We start from the raw sequence: 20964 nt of genomic DNA, 5'->3' as shown, positions 1-20964 counted from the left end.
ATGAATATAAATAAAATAAAATGAATTAATAAACAAGATTACATTTTAATTACAGGAGCAAGCAAAGGATTAGGATTTGAATTTGTTAATTTTTTATCTCAATTAGGAATACCATTAATTTGTGTTTCACGTTCTACAGAAAGCCTAAAAAAATTTAAAAAAGATAATAATATTGTAGAATCTAATTTAATAATATTTAGTTATGATCTGAGTGTTGAATCAGAGGTTTTTGAATTATTACACGAAATAAAAGATTATAAAATCTCTACAATAATAAATAATGCTGGATTTGGTTTATATGGATTATTTAGTGAAGTGAATTTAGAAAAAGAATTAAACATGATTGATTTAAATATTAAAGCTTTACATATTTTAACTAAAAAGTTTGTCGAAATATTTAACATTAATAATTATGGAAGAATAATAAATATTGCAAGCATGGCGTCTTTTTCACCAGGAGGTCCTTTATATTCGACATACTATGCTACAAAAGCATACGTATTAAGTTTAGGACAATCTGTTAATACTGAACTTAAAAAAAACAAATCAAAAGTTCGTGTTGTCACAATTTGTCCAGGGCCATTAAAAACTGAGTTTTGAAAAACAAGTATTGATAAAAAAGTTTCAAAAAATAAAAAAGATATAAAAGTTAAAACAATGGACTTAAAAAAATATTCAAGAAAAAGTCTTTATAAAGCATTAAAAACAAAAAACAAAAATTATATTATATTAGGTGCTAAAAATAAACTTTTACGTAAATGTACTAAAATATTTGGGGACAAAACTATATTAAATAATGTTTATAAATTTCAAAAAAGTAAGTTAATTTAATTAAACAATAATATTTGTAAAATCAACAAATTCTAAAAATGAAGTACCTTTAAGTTGTTTGATACTAAATTTTTTTGACAATTCATCAAAACAAGTTTTAATTAAATCTATACTTATTTCTTCATTATTTAAAATTGATTTTTCTAGTTTTGTATAAGTGAATATAGGATATTTAGCAATAAATTTTATTATTTTAGTTTTTAATAATCTCTTTTCTAAATTTGATTCTAATAATGAATCATTTTTAAAATCTAATAATAAATTTATACATTTTTTTATAACATCTATATTTATATCAAGTTGTTGTATTATTAGATTTAAAAAAAACTTTATTCAATCTTTATAATTTGTGTTGCTATCAATTTTTTCTAATTGCACATAATATTCAAATTGATTTTCTAATATTGATTTTGATAAAAAGAAACAAGAATTGTTTGATAAACCAAATGAATTTATAATTAAATTAATTAGGATTCTACCAACTCTTCCATTACCATCAGAAAATGGATGTATTTTTTCAAAGTATGCATGAGCTATAGCGACTTTTATTGGTCCTTTTACTTGCAAAGGTAAATCAGCTCAAATTGAGTCATCATTTAATCATTCTATATAATCATCAATATATTCATCAATATAAAGGGGATTAGGTGGAGTGTGATTTGCAATTTTTGCATTTCTAATTCTTCACTGACCAGGGGTAGCATTTATTGCATCTGTTGAAATGATATTATCAAATAAATTTTTATGAATATCTAAAATACTCTTTTTGGTAAAAATATTTACTTTTTGAAAGTCTTTTATTGCAGTCTTTAAACTTCTTAAATAATTAGTTATTTTTTTACTTGTTGGATCATCACTTGCAAGAATATCGATATTACTAGTATAGATTCCTTCAATTAAATTTGAATTTCTTGCTTCGTATTTTAACATTTGCATAATTAAAAAATGAGTATCAAAAGGGCAAAACTCAATGTGCTTATTATATATATCAAATTTTTCCTTAATAATTTTTGATTGTTCTATAAAATCATCAGGGTTAAATTCAATATCTCTTATTTTGTAAAGCGTTAAGTCTTTCATTTAAATTATTATACAACAACATTATAGTTTTAATTTTAAATTATGGTTGTGTGCAATGTATTATATAATTAAATGGTAAGAATATTGTTGATAAGAAAAACGAGGTAATTATTTTGAATTCCAATAAGCAAAAAGTGTCAACTGTTCATGCTTATAAGCACAATGGGAATTTATATAGAGCATGAGAGAATGTTAGAATATCAAGGTTATCAAATGATGAGTCATTAATAGTTATTAATGAAGAAGTTTTGATAACTGAATTTAATGGTAGAAAGTGAAAAACAACTGAACCTGCAATTTGATTTTTTTATCCTAATCAATGATTTAATATTATATGTATGTTTAAAAAAGATGCTATACATTATTATTGTAATATTGCTTCACCATTTTTATTAGAAGATAATACTATTAAGTATATTGATTATGATTTGGATTTAAAAGTTTTTAATGATTTAAGTTATAAAATATTAGATTTAAGAGAGTTTAATAGAAATAGAATTAATTGAAGTTATTCAAGAGAAATTGTTGAGAAAGTATGAGAGAGTATTGATTATTTAAAAAAACTTATTAAAAGTAATGATGGAGTTTTTAATCATGACTATGTTAAAAAAGTCTGAGAAGATAGTAAAAAATAAAAGGAAATAATAAATGGATAAAAAGAAAATTAGAAACTTTAGTATTATTGCCCATATTGATCACGGTAAATCAACATTGGCTGATAGAATATTAGAAATGACAGGCAGCGTTCAAAAAAGAGATATGCAAGAGCAGTTATTAGATTCTATGGATATTGAAAGAGAACGAGGTATAACTATTAAACTAAACTCTGTTCAATTAAAATATGAAGCTAAGGACAATGAAGAATATATATTTCATTTAATTGACACACCAGGCCATGTAGATTTTACTTATGAAGTATCAAGAAGTTTGGCTGCATGTGAAGGTGCTTTATTAGTAGTTGATGCAAGTCAAGGAATCGAAGCACAAACATTAGCAAATGTATATTTGGCAATTGACAATAATCTAGAAATAATACCGATTATTAATAAAATTGATTTACCAGCAGCAGATCCTGAAAGAGTTAAAGAGGAAATAGAAAAAGTAATTGGAATTGATTGTTCTGAAGCCCCATTAATTAGTGCAAAAACAGGTAAGAATATTGAAGATGTTTTAGAAGCGATTGTTAAATATATACCATCTCCAAAAACAGCAAATGATGAAGAAAGTTTAAGAGCACTTATATTTGATTCATATTATGATAAGTACCGTGGAGTAATGGTATCAATAAGAATATTTTCTGGAAAAGTAAAAGTAGGCCAATCTATTAAAATGATGCAGTCAAATGCAACATATGAAGTAACTGAACTTGTAATAAAAAATCCATATGAAGTAAAAAAAGACTTTTTAGAAGCTGGAGAAGTAGGGTGACTTGCAGCATCAATTAAAACTGTTAAAGATGTGCATGTTGGTGATACTATTACCTCATTGGAAAACCCAGCCATTGAACCACTGCCTGGATATAAGAAACTAAATCCAATGGTTTATTGTGGTATTTATCCTGTTGATAGTGCTAAATATAAAGACTTGAAAGAAGCTCTTGAAAAAGTGTCATTAAGTGACTCTAGTTTAATTTATGAACAAGAAAGTTCACAATCTTTAGGGTTTGGATTTCGTTGTGGTTTCTTGGGATTACTCCATATGGATGTTATACAAGAAAGATTAGAAAGAGAATATGATTTAACATTAATTGCAACAGCTCCTTCTGTTATTTATAAAATAACTAAAACTGATGATGAAATAATTGAAATTGATAACCCAGCTTTACTACCAGAACCTCAAAAAGTAAAAATAATTGAAGAACCATATGTTAAAGTTACAATTATGACTCCAGACGAATATTTAGGAGATCTAATGGGATTATGCCAAGATAAAAGAGGTAATTATTTAGATATTGAATATGTTGATGATAATAGAAGAACATTAATTTATGAGATGCCTTTAAATGAAATAGTTTTTGATTTCTTTAATAAACTTAAGTCTATATCTAAAGGTTATGCATCATTTGATTATGATTTAATTGGATATAAACAATCTAAACTAGTTAAAATGGATGTATTATTAAATGGAGAATTAGTAGACGCTTTATCAACAATAGTACATAAAGATTTTGCATACCATAGAGGTAAAAACTTAGTTGAAAAACTAAAAGAAATAATACCAAGACAGAATTTTGAAGTTCCAATACAAGCAGCAATTGGAAGCAAAGTAATAGCACGTGAAACTATTAAAGCAATGAGAAAAAACGTTCTTGCTAAATGTTATGGTGGAGATATATCACGTAAGAAAAAATTATTAGAAAAACAAAAAGAAGGTAAAAAAAGAATGAAAGCTATAGGTTCAGTTGAAGTTCCCCAAGAAGCTTTCATTGCTGTGTTAAAGATTGATGACTAATATAATACTTTTAAATAAATTAAAAATAGTGTAAAATAATATAAACAAAGGGGAATTATTATGAGAAAATTAAATGTGTTTAACATTATATTATCTATTACAACTGGTATATTTATGATTTTCTTATTACCTTTTTTAACAATGAATTCTACATTAGATATAGAATTTAGTTTTGATACGTCAATGAAATTAGGTTATTTTAAATACATTTATACAGTAATGGGAGGATTATTTTTGTTATTCGCATTACTCTCTATTTTATTAAAAAAAGAGTCAAAAAAAGTATTTTCAATATTAACTGTAATAATTGGTGTAGTATCAATTGCTTTAACTGCAGCTAATTCAATATGAGACCCATATTCATTAACATGAATTAGAAACTTTTCAGTTTATACAACAATAGCATTACTAATAATTACCCAATGTTTAAATATATTTAATATTGCATTAGGAGAAATATCTTCTAATATTACATTATCAAAAAGTGAGCAGACTTTTGCAAGTCAACCATTACAAAATTACAGTCCGCAAGATAACTTTGACCATTCAACAAATACAGTTTATAACCCAATTGAATCAGTTGATCCAAATGATATTGTTAACAAAATTAATAGTATGAGAAATGGCTTAAGTAAGCCATATGAGGATGCAATAAAAGAAATTGAAAAAACTGGTGAATTGAGTGGTATTAAAATTGATGAAATATTTAAAAATGATGAAAATGTAGAAAACAAAATAGTTCCCATTGAAGTAAAAAAAGAAGAGAAACACAAAGATGATGAATCTTCAATAGATTTTTACGATCCATTAGCTTTTAGTGATTTAGACAGTTATGGGAACATTAGAAACACTGATAAAGAAACTTCTAAAGGTACTTTTAAGTACATATCTAGAAGAGTAGAAAATGACGATAATAAACATTAGAAACTTTACTAAAAATAACTTAGTGAAGTTTCTTTTTTATTAATGTAAAATTATATTTAGGTGATGATATGGCAAAACAAAAAATGAAAAAGTCTAAGGAAGTATTAGAAAAATTAAAGTATAAAAAGTATAGTCCAAGCAACATAATATTAAATACCATCATAGCAACAACAAGGATAATAATGCTAGTTTTTGCATTCGCAGCACCGGCTTTGTTTATACTTGCAATAATTTATGATCAAGGAATTAGAAGTTTGTTTTTATTTTGTTTATCATTAATTGTTTACCAAAAAGGACATGTTTATGAGCAATCATATAATAATATTGCTTGATGAGTTTTTATACCTTGTGCAATTTTAATATTAATAATATGTTTTATTTTAGGTTTAGCATTTCCATTTATTTCTAAGAATTCTTGAAATCAAAGAGCAGTACTTGCTTTTAATCTTTTATTTTGACCAATATTGTTTGGCTCAATAATTTATATAATCAATTATACTATTCCTTATTTTGGTAGTTTTGGAGAAGTGGGAAGTTCAAGTTCAATCGACGAGAACAATGTTGTAGATTGATATTATAATGCTTTAAAAAATAACTACAGTTACACTAGTTTTTGAATGATTATTATACAAAGCATATATGTTATTATTTTTGGTTTTGGAATATTTACAATATTCGAAGCAGATTTAGCAAGAAGATATAAAATATTTTACTTTGATGAAAGAATTAATAATCCAGATAATTATTCAATGTATAACCATGTTTTAGAAGGAAAACTGAATTTTGGAGAAGTTGAAGGTACTGAAATTGGTAAAGAACTTAAAAGACTGAATAAGGAAGAAAGAGATTATCAAGAAAATTTAAGAATAAATTACATAATGGAGTTAAAGAAAAAAAGACATGAACGAAAGAATGCAAAAAAATCTAAGCATAATAAAAAAACTTAGTTACAAAGGCCAAGAAATACAGTATTATTTAACTTTTAAAACACAAAAGTATATTAGATTAAAAGTTATTGACAAAAAAATTATTATCTCTGCACCAATTCAAGCACAAGATTGAGAAATAGAAGGTTTAATTTATAAAAACATATCTAAAATTATTAAAATAATAAGCTCTCAAGGTTCTTTATTTCATATATCTGAAAACGGTTTTGTCAAAATTTTTGGAAAAGAACAGCATGCCTATTTTCTTCCAACACCAACTGTTGATTACCCACAATATACATTTAGAGTTTATGAAACAGAACAAGAAACAATAAAAAAAATGTATAAAAAATTAGCTATAATTCACCAAAATGATTTTATAAAGGTTGTTAATAGATGAAAAGAAATAATGAACCTAGACTTTAAGAACTTAACTATAAAAGAAATAAAAAATAAATGGGGAGTATGTTATCCAGATAAGTCAAAAATTATCTTAAATATTAGATTAATACATTATCCTATACAAGCTCTTGAATATGTGGTTGTTCATGAATTATCTCACTTAGTTCATAAAAACCACTCTAAAAGCTTTTGAAATCATGTTAGAAACTACTTACCAAATTATAAAAATATAAGTGAAATATTAAAAGATTCGTCAATATAAAGTATAATAATTTTAAATGGAGTATGTTATGGGTTGAAAAAAAGAATTTAAAAAACTAAAAAAAGAATTTAATAAAAGTAACTCTGTATTTGACTACTCTGATGGTGTATCAAGTATAATAGCCTGAGAAAGATCAATGATGAATGCTAGTTATTGAAACATTGACAATTTATTAGAACAAATTGAATTTTATAATGAAAAAATTAAAGAGTTATTATCAGTTCAAAAGTTACCTACAACAATGAATTCTTATGAATGAAAGTTTGGTAGATATAATATAACTGAACATTTTGTTTCTTTACCAGCTGTAAGTTATTTTTCTTCTATTTATGATTATTTATCAACAAGATTAGACTCATATTCAGCAACTGTAATTATAATGTCTTTAACTAAGTTTACATACTACACTACAATAAAATTTTGAAAAGTATTTAACTTTACATTTTCAAATAAAGACATTGATGATGAACCATTAAAAAAAATGTTTGAAATAATGCAAAGAACTGCTTTAGACACAATTGATGCAATCATTGAAAAATCTATTAGACTTGTTAATGATAGAAGACTTGATGCCTATAAAAACCACTTAATAATAGAAGAAATAATAGACTTAGGGGATGAAAATACATATCACTGATCAAAAATGCTAGATCAATCAGTAGATATCGTAATTGAAACATATATGTTTCAAAATAACTATGGAACAAGCTCTAGTACAAGTAAATTTAGCTCTAACTTTTTTGATGACGATAATGAAAACTTCGATGATTTTTTTGAAAAAACAAAAACAATTGTTTTCCATGATGAAGTAAATGAAGCGTTTTCTTATTTTGGATTAACTAAGTTTTCTAAACCTGAAGAATTTAAAAAAATTTATAGAAAGTTTGCAAAACAATTTCATCCAGACGTTAATCAAGAACCATATGCAGCAGTAGAAATGAAAAAAATTAATGTTTTTAAAACTATTATTGAACAATATTTTGATAAATATGCTATTTCTTAAGAGGATATAAAAATGTTTAAAAATGATTGAAATGAATTAATTGAAGCAGCCAATAAAGTCCTGAATAATTTTTCTAAAAATAATAAAAAAATAATAAAATCATTAACTAATTTTGGCAAAAAAATTGTTAAGGTATCATCATCTTATATAGAAAACAGAAAAGACTTTTTTGAATTCATAGAAGAAAATTACACAATTTTTAGTGAAGAAGCAATAAAAATTTATATGAATGCTGATATTGCTTCATTAATAATGCAATTAAACGAAGGTTCTAACGATTATTTAATATTAATTAACGTTTTTAAGAGTTTACTACACTCTTTAGATAGTTTAAAGAAAAAAAATTTAATTAATTGTGTTTTTTCTTTGATTGATAGAGAAGAAATTGATATTATTAAAGAGTTAGTTTATTTAAAAGAAAAAGCAATCTTTAGTAAAAAAGATAAACTTTCTGAAAATCTAAAAAAAGTTTTTAAAAAACAAAATTTAAATGAAGATAACTTTTTTGAAATGTATGTAAAATTAGATTTTTGAAACGATATAAAAGCTCTGGTAGAATCTTCTCTTGATACTTATAATTATGGTTCAAACTACTTTAAAGAATTATTGTCTAATGAAGATGGATTTGAAGAGGATATGATTATAAATATTTGAGCTTTATTATCAATAAATTTATGTTATTTAGATTACTTAAATCTAAATTGAAGGAGTTAAATGTGTTAAGAGACTATGATTATTATAGCTTTTTACCCTACAACATAATCAATAAAGAAATTATTGTACTTTTTTCTATGTTTGGTCAAGATAACAAATATTTAAAACAAGTAGAATATGAGTGATTTGGGAAAAAAGACCTTGATTCTTTTAGAGAATTTATAGAAAATTCTTTTGATAAAACAGAAGTAGATAAAGATAAAATTGTAAATAGAGATAGTTTAAGTTGTTTGTTAAGATTAATGTCTATGTGTGATTGTTTCTTTGACTATCAAAACATGTATGATATAACAAGAACATTATTCATTGAAACTAATAAACAAAAAATTGATAATTTAGAAGTGTATGATTATGCATTTAAAGAGTTTGCATTCTCATTTTTAAAAGATTTTGATGATGAGTTTAATAAATTAATGGTTTCACCAAAATATATATTAGTTATAAAAGAAATTGGTGATTCCTTAGAAAAAATAAAAAACAATGAAAGATTTAGTTGTTTAATTCAAGAGTTTTATAAATTGAATGATTTAATTAGTGATTTATTAGATATATTAGAATTAACAGAAGACGATAAAAGTGAATTTGAAACAAAAGAAGAGGTAGTTTTATATAATTTTGCTATTTATTATTCAACTAAGTTCTATTTTAGTTTATTATTTAGAGAGTTGATAATTCAACAAGAAGAAAAATTAACAAATACAATTATAATGATTGAAAAACCACTAGTAATTGAAGATGAATTGAGATTTAAAGAGTCAAAACTGGTTTCTGATTTACCCGAGGATTTATTTTATAGAGCCTTAAAAAATTAGAGTTTTAGAATTTTAGGAGAAATTATGAATAAGAAAATTATCAATATTGCAGTTATCGCCCACGTTGATGCAGGGAAGTCAACATTAGTAGATGCTTTTTTAAGTCAAGCGGGAGTGTTTAGAGCTAATGAAGAAGTTAAAGAACAAATTATGGATAGTAATGATCAAGAAAGAGAACGTGGTATTACAATATATTCAAAAAATTGTTCTATTGAATATAAAGATTACAAAATAAATATTGTTGATACACCAGGCCATGCAGATTTTTCAAGTGAAGTTGAAAGAATAATGAAAACTGTAGATACAGTTATTTTATTAGTTGATTCATCAGAAGGCCCAATGCCTCAAACAAGATTTGTTTTATCAAAGGCTTTGGAACTTGGTATTAATCCTATATTATTAATCAATAAAATTGATAAAAAAGATCAAAGAGCATTAGAGGTAGTAGACGAAGTTCTTGAGTTATTTATGGAATTAGATGCTAACGATAATCAACTAGAATTTCCAACATTATTTGGTATAGCTAGAGAAGGAATTGCACAATATTCATTAGAAGAAAAAAGTTCAAACTTAGAACCGCTGTTTGAAACAATTGTAAAACAAGTTGGAAACTATCCGTTGGAATTAGTTAATGAACCAACTCAATTACAAGTTTCTTCATTGGCATATGATTCATTTATTGGTAGACTAGGTATTGGTAGATTATTCAAAGGTACTTTAAAAGAAAATCAACAAGTAGTAGTGTCAAAAAATAATTCAAACACTGTTAAAGCAAAAATATCGGGTTTATTTGTATACCAAGGTCTTAAAAGAATTGCTGTAAAAGAAGCTCAGGCAGGAGATATTGTAGTTGTTTCAGGGATATCTGATTTAACTATTGGGGACACAATTTGTGATACAGAAAACATAAATCCACTTCCACCAATCATTATTGAAGAACCAACTATGAGTATGAATTTTTTAGTTAATACTTCACCTTTTGCTGGTAAAGTAGGTAAATTTCTTACAACAAGAAATATAAAAGAAAGACTTGATAAAGAACTGGAAGTTAATGTTGGTTTAAAAGTAGAACCATTAAGTGACTCTTCAGCCGATGGTTTTAGAGTTTTAGGAAGAGGAGAGTTGCATTTATCAGTTTTAATTGAAACAATGAGAAGAGAAGGATTTGAAATTGGAATTTCAAGACCTGAGGTTATTTTTAAAGTTGACGAAAAAGGTAATAAACAAGAACCTGTAGAAAAAGTTATAATTGATGTTCCAACTGAATATTCTGGAACAGTTATAAATAGGCTAAATCTTAGAAAAGGTATAATGCTTGATATGCATTCTGATGGAGTTAGAGATAAGGTTGTATATAAAGTTCCAACTCGTGGATTAATTGGATTTAAAACTGAATTTATAAATGATACACGTGGAGAAGGAGTGTTTGTTAAATCAATAATTGGTTATGAAGATTATAAAGGTAAAATTGATGGTAGACAAAATGGTGTTCTAGTTTCAATGGCAAATGGTGTTACATTACCATATGCACTTAATAATCTTGAAGAAAGAGGGATTTTATTTGTAGGGCCTCAAGTTGATGTATATGACGGTATGATTGTTGGTTTACACTCAAGAGCTAATGATTTAAATGTTAACCCAACTACTGGTAAAAAACTTACAAATACAAGAGCTAGTGGTAGTGATGATTCAGTAAAATTAACTCCACCTAAAAAATTTACATTAGAAGAAGCTATTGAGTTTATTGAGTGAGACGAACTTGTTGAAGTTACTCCAACTGATATTAGAATTAGAAAAAAATGATTAAGCGAAAATGAAAGAAAACAACATAGAAACGACCCTCACTAAATATAAGTAATTAATCTGTATTAACAGATTTTTTTTATGCTATAATTTAAAAAATACTTTTATAAGTTTAAGAGAAAAATGAATAACTTAAAAAATAAAATGAGTGGGATTGTAGATTTATTGTATTGACCAATTATTTTGATAATTGCTTTTTATTATTCTTTAAGTCTTAATAATAAAATAGATAATCTATTTATATTACAATTCTTTTCACAATTTATAAGAGTGCAAAGCATTATAGTATGTATAATTGCATTAATAAAAACAAAACGTTATTTTAAAGAAATTATTGACGATTTTTATTATGAAGCAGATTTTAATTTAATCCAGTTTAAGGGTTTACAGTTTAATTGTTTATTTTCTTTATATTTATATAACTCAGTTCCTGGGAGTTCTATGTTTATGGATTTATTTATATTTTTAATTTTTATATCATTTGAATTAACTTACTTTATATATAATTTAACAAAACATGATTTATTTAAATACTTATTTTTATTGATAATAAGCATCTTAAAATCAATAATTAGGTTTATTTTAAATACTTTGAAAATAGTTTCATTTGTTAAAGTAAAATTAAAAAACTTATTTTTAAAAAGATATCAATTTAATAATAATTATGTCTCCCAAATTAAAAAAACCAAAACTATCAGATATTTTATATTTGTTTATGGAGATATGATAGATTAACTTTTGTTATTATAAAAAACATTAATTTATGAAGCAACATTTTTGAAGTGCTTTCATAAATAGTTGCTTCTTTGTATTTATAAAGGAGACAAAATGACAAAAGTTACAAATAAATATTGGTATTTGATATTTATGTATTTAATATTATCAATAATATCAAATGCAGGAATTGTTTATGGTGGATATAAATTTTCTTCTATTGTGGAAGGTTTATTTGCAAATGATATAGATTATGTATTAAAACAAACATACATTTTAATAGGTGCTTTCATAATAGGTATAGTATTTTATTATTTCTCTGAATTAATGAAAGTATTTACAGTTAAAAAATTGAACTTACAATTAAAAAAAATCATAGTAAATAAAATAAACAACCTATCAGATAAAGAATATGCAGAATATAAAAAAGGTGAATTATTATCTTGGCTAACTAAGGATTTTGATTCAATTAATAAAATGATCTTTTCAGGAATATTTAGCATTTGTGATGGTAGTGCTGGAGTTGTATTATCTTGTTATGCAATATTTAACTTTCATTGAATAATTGGTCTTTCATTATTTGGAATAACAATTTTAATGTTTATATTACCAAGTATTCTACAACCACTTGCTTCTAAAAAAGCTGAAAAACTTTCTAAAAGTAACGAAGAGTTTGTGAAAAGAATAGAAAACTTACTTAATGGTTATACTGTTTTTTCATACTCTAATAAAAAAAATGTATTTAATCGTTTATTTAATCTTGAAAATATAAAAGTAGAAAAAGCAACATTTTCATATGGTAATATAGATGCAACACAGAAATTTGTTTTATTTTCTTTAATGATTGTTAGTCAATTAGTTTTAATGTTATTAACAATGTTTTTATCATTAAATAACATGACTGAAAAAGGAGCTATGTTATCGGTTGCAAATCTTTCTGGAACATATTTTCAAGCAGTAAATTCTCTTTTTGGTTCTTTATTTACTTTAAGAGCCGGTAGAATGATCTCTAAAAAATTTAAAATTAAAGAAAAAGATATAAATTATGAAACTAAAAATATATCATTTGATTCATTAAAACTTAAGAATCTTAGTTATAAAATAAATAACAAAGTTCTATTTCATAACCTAGATTTAGAAATTGAAAGACAGAAAAAGTATTTAATAATAGGAGATTCTGGAAAAGGGAAAACCACTTTGTTTAAAATATTATTTGGTTTAGTTGATGACTATAATGGTGAAATAATATTAAATGAGAAATTTAATTATAAAGATTTAAATATTAATGATTTAAGAAATCTGATAGCTTACTTACCACAAGATATTTCTATATTTAATGATACTTTAAAAAATAACTTAACATTATTTAATGATGATATAAGCGAAGAAAAAATCATTAATGTTTTAAAAAAAGTAAATCTTTCTAAGTTATTAGAAAATAATGGATTAGATAAAATTATAAACTCAGAAAGTAAAAATATGTCAGGTGGTGAGTTGCAAAGAATTGTAATTGCAAGAGCATTATTACAGGATAAAGATATAATGATACTTGATGAAATAACATCAAGTTTAGATTTAGAAAATAGAAAAAATATTGAAGAATTAATTTGTAAATTAAATAAAACTGTTTTATTCATATCACACACAGCAAATACAAGTGACTCTGGTTTTGATAAAATAATTCAATTGTAAAAAACTTATTATTAACATTACTTTATTACAAACTTTTTAATAGATTTTTTATTAAAATTATATAATATAATAAAAAAAAATCTATTAAAAAATAGTTAAAAGTAAAGGAATTAATTGTAAATAGGGTTATTATTATTTATGTAAGGAGAGAGTTAATATGTCAAAAATAGTTAATATAAAAGCAAGAGAAGTACTTGATTCAAGAGGTTTTCCAACAGTTCAAGTAGATGTAACAACAGAATTTGGTGGTTTTGGAAGTGCAAAAGTTCCTTCTGGAGCATCAACAGGTTCTAGAGAAGCTCTAGAATTAAGAGATGGGGACAAAAAAAGATATAACGGAAAAGGTGTTTTAAAAGCAGTTAGCAATGTAAATGATAAAATAGCATCTAAAGTTATTGGTATGGAAGTAACAAATCAAGTTGAAATTGATTTATTAATGTGTAAACTTGATGGAGATGATTTCAAAAAAAATCTTGGAGCTAATGCAATTCTAGGTGTTTCATTAGCAGTTGCAAAAGCAGCAGCCAGTGAATTAGAAATTCCTTTATATAGATATATTGGTGGTGTAAATGCTAGAAGATTACCTGTTCCAATGTTAAATGTTATTAATGGTGGAGAACACGCTGATAGTGCAATTGATTTTCAAGAATTCATGATTATGCCAGTTGGAGCACCTTCTTTTAAAGAAGCTTTAAGATGAGCATCAGAAACTTTCCAAGCATTAAAAAAATTATTACATGATAAAAATGATATAACAGCTGTTGGAGATGAAGGTGGATTTGCACCTAACTTTGAATGAGCTTACAAAGAACATACTTTAGAAAATTTTAAAGCAAAATCACCAGTTGAAGTTGCATTAGATTTATTAGTAGAAGCTATTAAAAACGCAGGATATGAAACAGGTAAAGAAGGTATTATGATAGCAATGGATTGTGCTAACTCTGAACTATACATTGACGGTAAATATCATTTCAAAAAAATTGAAAAAATTACTGGTAAAGAATATGCATTAACTACTGATGAAATGATTAATTTCTTAGACAAATTAGTTGATAATTACCCAATAATTTCAATTGAAGATGGATTAGCTGAATCAGATTGAGATGGGTTCCAAAAACAAGTTGAAAAAATGGGAAGTAAAATTCAAATTGTTGGAGATGACTTATTCGTAACTAATCCAAAAATTACAGCTGAAGGAATTGAAAAAAAAGCAGCAAACTCTGTTTTAATTAAATTAAACCAAATCGGTACTTTAACTGAAACAATAGAAACAATTCAAATGGCTCAAAAAGCTGGTTGAACAGCAGTTACTTCACATAGATCAGGTGAAACTGAAGATTCAACAATTGCTGACTTAGCAGTTGCTTTAAATACTGGACAAATCAAAACAGGATCAATGTCAAGATCAGATAGAATTGCTAAATACAATAGGTTATTAGAAATTGAAGATGAACTAGGTGATGCAGCAATTTATGATGGATTAAAATCTTTTTATAACTTAAAATAAAAAATAAAACTATTGGTTTACCATTAGTTTTTTTATTTATAAAATGAAACAAAGATAATTAATTATTTATAAATTTAAATCTATATAATAATATTAAAGTAGTAATAAATATTTATAAATAGTGTGAGGAAAATAAAATGAAAAATATTAATTTAAATATATTTAATTTTAATTTTAAGAAATTAATAATGAATAAAGTTTTAATAATATTAACAGCTGTTTATTTATCTGTTTCAACGATATTTGAAATAATATCTTTTTACAATTATTTCGATGTCACAAATAAGTATTTTGATAAAATTGACTATTATTTTGATTGTTTTTTCTTTTTAAAAATGATTTTTGATGTAATTTTGCTATCAATTATTGTTATTTATATTACTACATTGCTTTTTTATGTAGATAAAAAAGAAGGAAAAATAGATTTGGAAATAAAAGGCGGTATTAGTGTATTTCAAAGTTTTTTTTCAAGATTTATTATATTATTTGTTACATGCATTGTAATACTTATATTTAATTTTATAGTCCAAAGCTTATTAACACTTTCTATAAGTAACTATTTTATAGAGGCAAAATTAAAAGTTTTAAGTTTTTTTGCTTATAAGTTTTTATTAATAACTATTGTTTCTGCTTTAGCATTTATATTATTATTGTTAATTAAAGCAAAAATATCACTTATTATAATTTCTATATTAGCTTCTTTGATATCTGTATCTCAGGCTGTTGGAGGGATTAAATATAGCGAAATTAATGAACTATATCGTTATCAGGCAAATACATTTATGTATGAAAAACAAACTTCTTTTATAAATAAATTTAAAAATGATGAAGTATTTACTGATATATTTGAAGGTTTCAAAAAAGCATATAATTACACAAGTCCAGATTTCATTCAATATCAATATGGAAATTATGATTATATTCTAGAAAAATATAAACAAAAGGCAATTGATACTTTTGGAACTAACTATGTTGATTTCATAGTTTATTTAAATAAGTTGTTTGATGAAAACTATACTAAATTTACTAACTATAATTTAAACGGGTTTAGAATGGAAGATACTCTTACTTACAACTTCAGACCCATTGTTCTTAAGTTTGACTATTTAATGAAAAATAATAATAGAATTTACAACATATTAAATAAAGTTATTAGTTTATCAAATGAAAGTAAGTATGAAAATATATTAAATGCTCTTAAAGATATTTCAAATAATTATTTTAAATTTATAATGACCTATAAAGGAAATGTATCATATCCTGCCGATAGTTATATAGATTATAGTATCTATCAGGGCTATTTTACAAACACACTTATAAATTATAAAACACCAGATCAATTTGACCTATATTATTTTATTTCCTCAATGTTTTTTGAAATAACTTTTTGAAATAACTATTATGAATCAAATTACAAAAAAGGTATAGATTTAAAGTTAACACCAAGTGATGAGCTACTAAATAAAATAAAATTAATTACACATATCAACCCATTTAATCAACTATCACAACTTTCATATGGTAATTATTTTGGAGAAAACTATAAATATTATCATGATAAATTTTCAATTACTTCACCAAATCATTTATTTGAAAGTCCAACCACACCTTTACAATATAAATATTTTATTGATACTTCTAATGAGGAAGGGCCAGTAAAACTTGAAAATTTAGAAGAACAAACCATTGAGTTTGTAAATTATATTTACTTGTACTTTATGTACTTTATATTAATGATTATTTTGTGGTATATTGGTTATCTAAAATATAAAAAAGTTATTAAATTATAACTAAATAAAATTTGTAATTTAATATTGTTTAATTTTATTTGTTTAATAAAAATGGTAAAGCTATTAATTTAGATTATCGATTATATAAAAATATTTGATTAGGATAAAATTATGAAAAATACATCTATGTTTATAAATTCTCATTTTTTAAATTTATTATACAAAAGAATATATAAGAATTATTTCTTTATATCATTTTTTATTACAATAATTATTTTTTCAATTATTTTTCAAGCAATCATAAATACAATACTTTCTAAAGAAAAAGAATCTTTTTTAGATAAGAAATCTAACTACTTTCAATTTTTATTAATTAAAACTATTATAATTTCATCTTTACTAATTATTTTTTCTTTCTCTATAAGCCAATTTTTCTTGTATAATGATAGGAAAATTAATATATTTAATTTAGAAATAAAAACAGGAGTTAATATTAAAATCTCTATATATTATAGATTATTAGTAATAATATCTTATATAACTTTATTAATTTTAATAATGCTAGTAATTGACTCATTTTTTCTTTTAAATATCTCAAATAAGTTTGAAATACTTAAAAACTTAATTATAACTAAATATAGCTTCTATTTTTTATTAACGACTTTAGTTGTATCCATTTCATATTTATTATTAAATTTTATAAATGAATATATAATTTATATTTTGGTTGGCATAACATCTTTTTTTCTACCATTATCTTCATATGTTAGTCCAATTATTAATCAAACTTACTCTGAAATAGAAAAAATTTATAACTCTTCAGATAGTATTAATAATAATAGTCTTAGATATAAAAGTTTAAATAAAATAGCAAATAGTATTTATCAAAATGATGATTATAACAATACCTTTAACATTAATTTTGATATAAATTCTTTAAAAGATTTATCAATATTGCAAGGTAACTTTTTAAAAAATAATTTTTATGATGATTTAAACAATACATCACCATTTTTTTATAATTTTATAAATGATAGTCACAAATTTTATTTAAATAAAAATTTAAATAATAACAAAAAAATAAATTTTGAGGATTTCATTTTTAATCAAAGTAACTACAATTATGTTGAAGATAACAATTTATACTATTTTTATGATATTCTAAGTGACTATATGAAAAATATTAACAATGAGGATTTTAAAAATTTTATTAATATCTTCTTGGATTTTTCAAAAGAATTTTTGGTATTAAATCTTTTTGCATCAGACATTTTTATTGACTCATCTAGTTCCGGATTATTAAATGAACAATTATGAAAGAATGATATTGATAAATATTCAAGCCTAGAAGAAATTTCTTTATATTGATTTATTGCTAAAACTTATAATCTAATGTTAGAAATGTCTAATGTTGAATTTACTAATGTGTTAACTTTAAAAGATGAAGAAAACAATGTAAATGATATTAAGCTATTCCAATATTTAAACCCATTTGAAATTTATAAAACTATTACTTACGGGGGTTTTTACAAAAATGATCAAGAATATGTTGCAATAATTAATTCCAGTACACAAAGTGGTTTGTTGATAAGAAGCTTCTATAAACTTGTATACAAGGAAAATGTTTCTAATAATTCTGATTATAAAATAACTGATTATAGTTATGTTGAGTATGATATTTTTAATTATGATATTTTTTATATTGTAATTATTTTAATAGTTATAATTAATATATATTTAAATTTTTATAGAATAAAAAAATTACTAATTGAGTAAAGGATGAAAAAATGATAGAAGTAAAAAATTTAAGTAAAAAGTATAAAAAAAATAAAAAACCCGCATTAGAAAATGTAAGTTTTAAATTTAAAGAAAAAGATATTTGTTTATTTTGTGGGCCGAATGGTGCTGGTAAAACAACTACAATTAAAGCTATATTTAACGAGTTAAATTATAAAGAAGGAGAAATTCTATATAATAATGAAAAAATATTAAGTACGCATTTAAAAGATTTTTCCTTTTTCCCTGATAGTAATAATATTCCATTGTCATTGACAATTAAAGAATACATTGAGTATATTGGAAATATTCATAAAATAAAAAACAAGGACCTTAAAAACAAGACAGAATTTTTAAAAAGTTTTTTTGGATTAGATGAACATATTAATAAAAAAATAAAGCATTTAAGTGCAGGTTGAAAGAAAAGAGCAATATTTGCAGGTGCTTTAGTTAATGAACCTAAATATATTTTTATGGATGAACCGACTGCCAATTTAGATATTGCTTCTAAACAATATTTTGTTAATATTGTAAAAGAATTAAATAAAAAAGGTGTTACATTTTTTATAACAACCCATCAAATTGATGACTTTTCAATTATAACTAATAAACTAATATTAATAAATAAGGGAAAAATACTTTTTGATGATTATGTTAATCCAGAAGGTTCAGACCTTAAGGATTTATATTTGAAATACATTAAGGAAGATGAAGTTGATGTAAATAAAATAAACGATCTATACAATAAATAGCCCTTTAGTAAAATAAAGATTTTTAAAAAATATAATTTTAATAGTATAAAACACTAAAAAAAATTTCAATTGTAATTTTTTATATAAAATTTTAAAACACTTAAAATTTGAAATATTTAAATAAAAATTAAGAGATTAAAAAAATTTAAAAAAAAGGAAGTTAATTAGACCAGTATAAAATACTGGTTTTTTATTAGAAAAAATATTGTGAAACCTTTATAATTAAAAAATAAAAGATCAAATCGTAAAAGCTACAAAAAAATTTAGAAAAATAGATAATGATTTAAATATTAAAGTTGAATCTTATTAATTAGAATTTAATATAAAACCAATCAAAGTCTTTAGTTTTATAGTCTATATTAGTCTTGCAAATAAATTAATTTTTGGGTAAAAATCTAAAATAATAGTTCTGAAAGGAACTTAAAGAAAAAAGATTATTAATTACTTAAATGAAAATAAATTTATACCTTAAAACTAATCTTGCTTTTAATGAAAAATAACTTTTTATAAATAAAGTAAAAGAGTATATTTAATATATTTAAATATAAGAGATAAATCCTAAGTTTAAAAAATTTTTTAGTAATTTAGATAAAAAATATATAATAATTGAATTGATTTAAAAAGATATAACATTTATGTGAGTAATGATTCAATTTTAATCAACTACAATAAACCTGGACAAGTTGAACTTTTATGGTGTAAACAATATAACTTAATTAAAAAAATTACAAGCATGATATTTTTATTATTTAAGTCAAAAAACCATTTTTTTATAAAGTTAATTCAACAAAAATTTAAATATTTTTTTTAATTATTTTAAAAATAAATACATATTTATTAAGTATGATATTAAAAAAAATATTTAATCTGGTTGAGATTTATTTTATATTTTAAAAATATGTAAGTATGTTAACAAGATTAATAATTTATTACACTATATTCTAAAAATATGTTTCTTAGATTTAAATATATAAATTTAATTTTATAAAAGTTTTTTATAATAGTTTTTATAATTTATTTGTTATATTAACAAACTATAACCAATAAATATATGATATTAAAAAATAATGATTTATAAATAATTGTTTTATTAAGGTTAAATAATTCATCAATTTTTTTTATTGTATAACAATTTTTAATAATCATAATTTAAATTAATAAAGAGAATTTGATAATAGATTTATAACAAAATTAATTTTTAAAATATTAGAAAACATTAATATACTCTATTTATAAAAATAGCAAATATTTGTAATCTTAAAACTGTTAAAACAAGTCACTATATTAACAAAACAAACTTAATATTTATAAGTAATGTTGTGGAATTTTTTTTAAATTTTATAATATATAATAAAATATATTACTATAAGTTATATAATTATTATGTAAATGAATTAAAAAATGGGACACAATAATGTTTATATTAGGTTTTTTAAACTCAGTGTAATTAAATATTATGCGTTTATCCTCCTTTTAAGCAAAAATATAATTATAAATATATTAATTAGTATTAATTAAAACTAAACCTTCTATTAATTAAATTACAAAATTATTTTTAGAAATATACTTATTCATTATGATTTGT

The 20964-nt window shown here is 23.0% G+C and carries 17 protein-coding genes; 16 read left to right on the top strand and 1 reads right to left on the bottom strand.

Going from position 1 to position 20964, the window contains the following annotated elements:
• Positions 1–831: an SDR family NAD(P)-dependent oxidoreductase gene (locus STURON_RS04920; protein WP_075048927.1), complete on the top strand. Its 831-nt coding sequence runs from the start codon at positions 1–3 to the stop codon at positions 829–831.
• Here STURON_RS04920 and STURON_RS04915 read toward each other — a convergent pair whose 3' ends face one another.
• Positions 832–1911 carry a Fic family protein gene (locus STURON_RS04915; RefSeq protein WP_075048761.1) on the bottom strand — a complete coding sequence of 360 codons (1080 nt, stop codon included), beginning with the start codon at positions 1909–1911 and terminating at the stop codon, positions 832–834.
• Positions 1912–2024: 113 nt separating this feature from the next.
• Between STURON_RS04915 and STURON_RS04910 the strand changes: the two genes are divergently transcribed.
• The 15 genes from STURON_RS04910 (at position 2025) to STURON_RS04840 (ending at position 19379) form a co-directional block, all read left to right on the top strand.
• Positions 2025–2546, top strand: coding sequence for a DUF402 domain-containing protein (locus STURON_RS04910; protein WP_082236204.1), 522 nt, complete (start codon positions 2025–2027; stop codon positions 2544–2546).
• Between the two features lie 13 nt (positions 2547–2559).
• Positions 2560–4362: a translation elongation factor 4 gene (gene lepA, locus STURON_RS04905; protein ID WP_075048759.1), complete on the top strand. Its 1803-nt coding sequence runs from the start codon at positions 2560–2562 to the stop codon at positions 4360–4362.
• Between the two features lie 60 nt (positions 4363–4422).
• Complete coding sequence (locus STURON_RS04900; protein WP_075048758.1) at positions 4423–5286, top strand: hypothetical protein; 864 nt, start codon at positions 4423–4425, stop codon at positions 5284–5286.
• Positions 5287–5354: 68 nt separating this feature from the next.
• A complete protein-coding gene (locus tag STURON_RS04895) occupies positions 5355–6233 on the top strand; it encodes a hypothetical protein (RefSeq protein WP_075048757.1) in 879 nt (292 codons plus the stop codon).
• Positions 6187–6876 carry a M48 family metallopeptidase gene (locus STURON_RS04890; RefSeq protein ID WP_082236203.1) on the top strand — a complete coding sequence of 230 codons (690 nt, stop codon included), beginning with the start codon at positions 6187–6189 and terminating at the stop codon, positions 6874–6876. Before STURON_RS04895 ends, STURON_RS04890 begins: the two co-directional genes overlap by 47 nt.
• Positions 6877–6904: 28 nt before the next feature.
• Positions 6905–7879, top strand: a complete 975-nt coding sequence (locus STURON_RS04885) for a DnaJ domain-containing protein (protein WP_075048756.1) — start codon at positions 6905–6907, stop codon at positions 7877–7879.
• A gap of 12 nt (positions 7880–7891) precedes the next feature.
• Entirely contained in the window at positions 7892–8593 is a 702-nt protein-coding gene (locus STURON_RS04880) for a hypothetical protein (protein ID WP_075048755.1), read from the top strand.
• A gap of 2 nt (positions 8594–8595) precedes the next feature.
• Complete coding sequence (locus tag STURON_RS04875) at positions 8596–9405, top strand: hypothetical protein (RefSeq protein ID WP_075048754.1); 810 nt, start codon at positions 8596–8598, stop codon at positions 9403–9405.
• A 21-nt stretch (positions 9406–9426) separates the two neighbouring features.
• Positions 9427–11253 (top strand): translational GTPase TypA, encoded by a 1827-nt coding sequence (gene typA, locus STURON_RS04870; RefSeq protein WP_075048753.1) that lies wholly within the window; start codon positions 9427–9429, stop codon positions 11251–11253.
• A gap of 78 nt (positions 11254–11331) precedes the next feature.
• Positions 11332–11943: a hypothetical protein gene (locus STURON_RS04865; protein ID WP_075048752.1), complete on the top strand. Its 612-nt coding sequence runs from the start codon at positions 11332–11334 to the stop codon at positions 11941–11943.
• 93 nt (positions 11944–12036) lie between these two features.
• Complete coding sequence (locus STURON_RS04860; protein WP_075048751.1) at positions 12037–13614, top strand: ATP-binding cassette domain-containing protein; 1578 nt, start codon at positions 12037–12039, stop codon at positions 13612–13614.
• Between the two features lie 157 nt (positions 13615–13771).
• Entirely contained in the window at positions 13772–15121 is a 1350-nt protein-coding gene (gene eno / locus STURON_RS04855; RefSeq protein ID WP_075048750.1) for a phosphopyruvate hydratase, read from the top strand.
• Between the two features lie 137 nt (positions 15122–15258).
• Entirely contained in the window at positions 15259–16911 is a 1653-nt protein-coding gene (locus STURON_RS04850) for a hypothetical protein (RefSeq protein ID WP_075048749.1), read from the top strand.
• Between the two features lie 111 nt (positions 16912–17022).
• On the top strand, positions 17023–18627 hold the full coding sequence (locus STURON_RS04845; RefSeq protein WP_075048748.1) for a hypothetical protein: 1605 nt from the start codon (positions 17023–17025) through the stop codon (positions 18625–18627).
• A gap of 11 nt (positions 18628–18638) precedes the next feature.
• Positions 18639–19379 (top strand): ABC transporter ATP-binding protein, encoded by a 741-nt coding sequence (locus tag STURON_RS04840; RefSeq protein WP_075048747.1) that lies wholly within the window; start codon positions 18639–18641, stop codon positions 19377–19379.
• Positions 19380–20964 lie beyond the last annotated feature (1585 nt).

The organism is Spiroplasma turonicum (genome assembly GCF_001262715.1).
In the GTDB taxonomy this organism is placed as follows: Bacteria; Bacillota_I; Bacilli_A; order Mycoplasmatales; family Mycoplasmataceae; genus Spiroplasma_A; species Spiroplasma_A turonicum.
The sequence above is the reverse complement of the archived record's forward strand: the minus strand, read 5'-3'. Positions and strand labels throughout refer to the sequence as shown.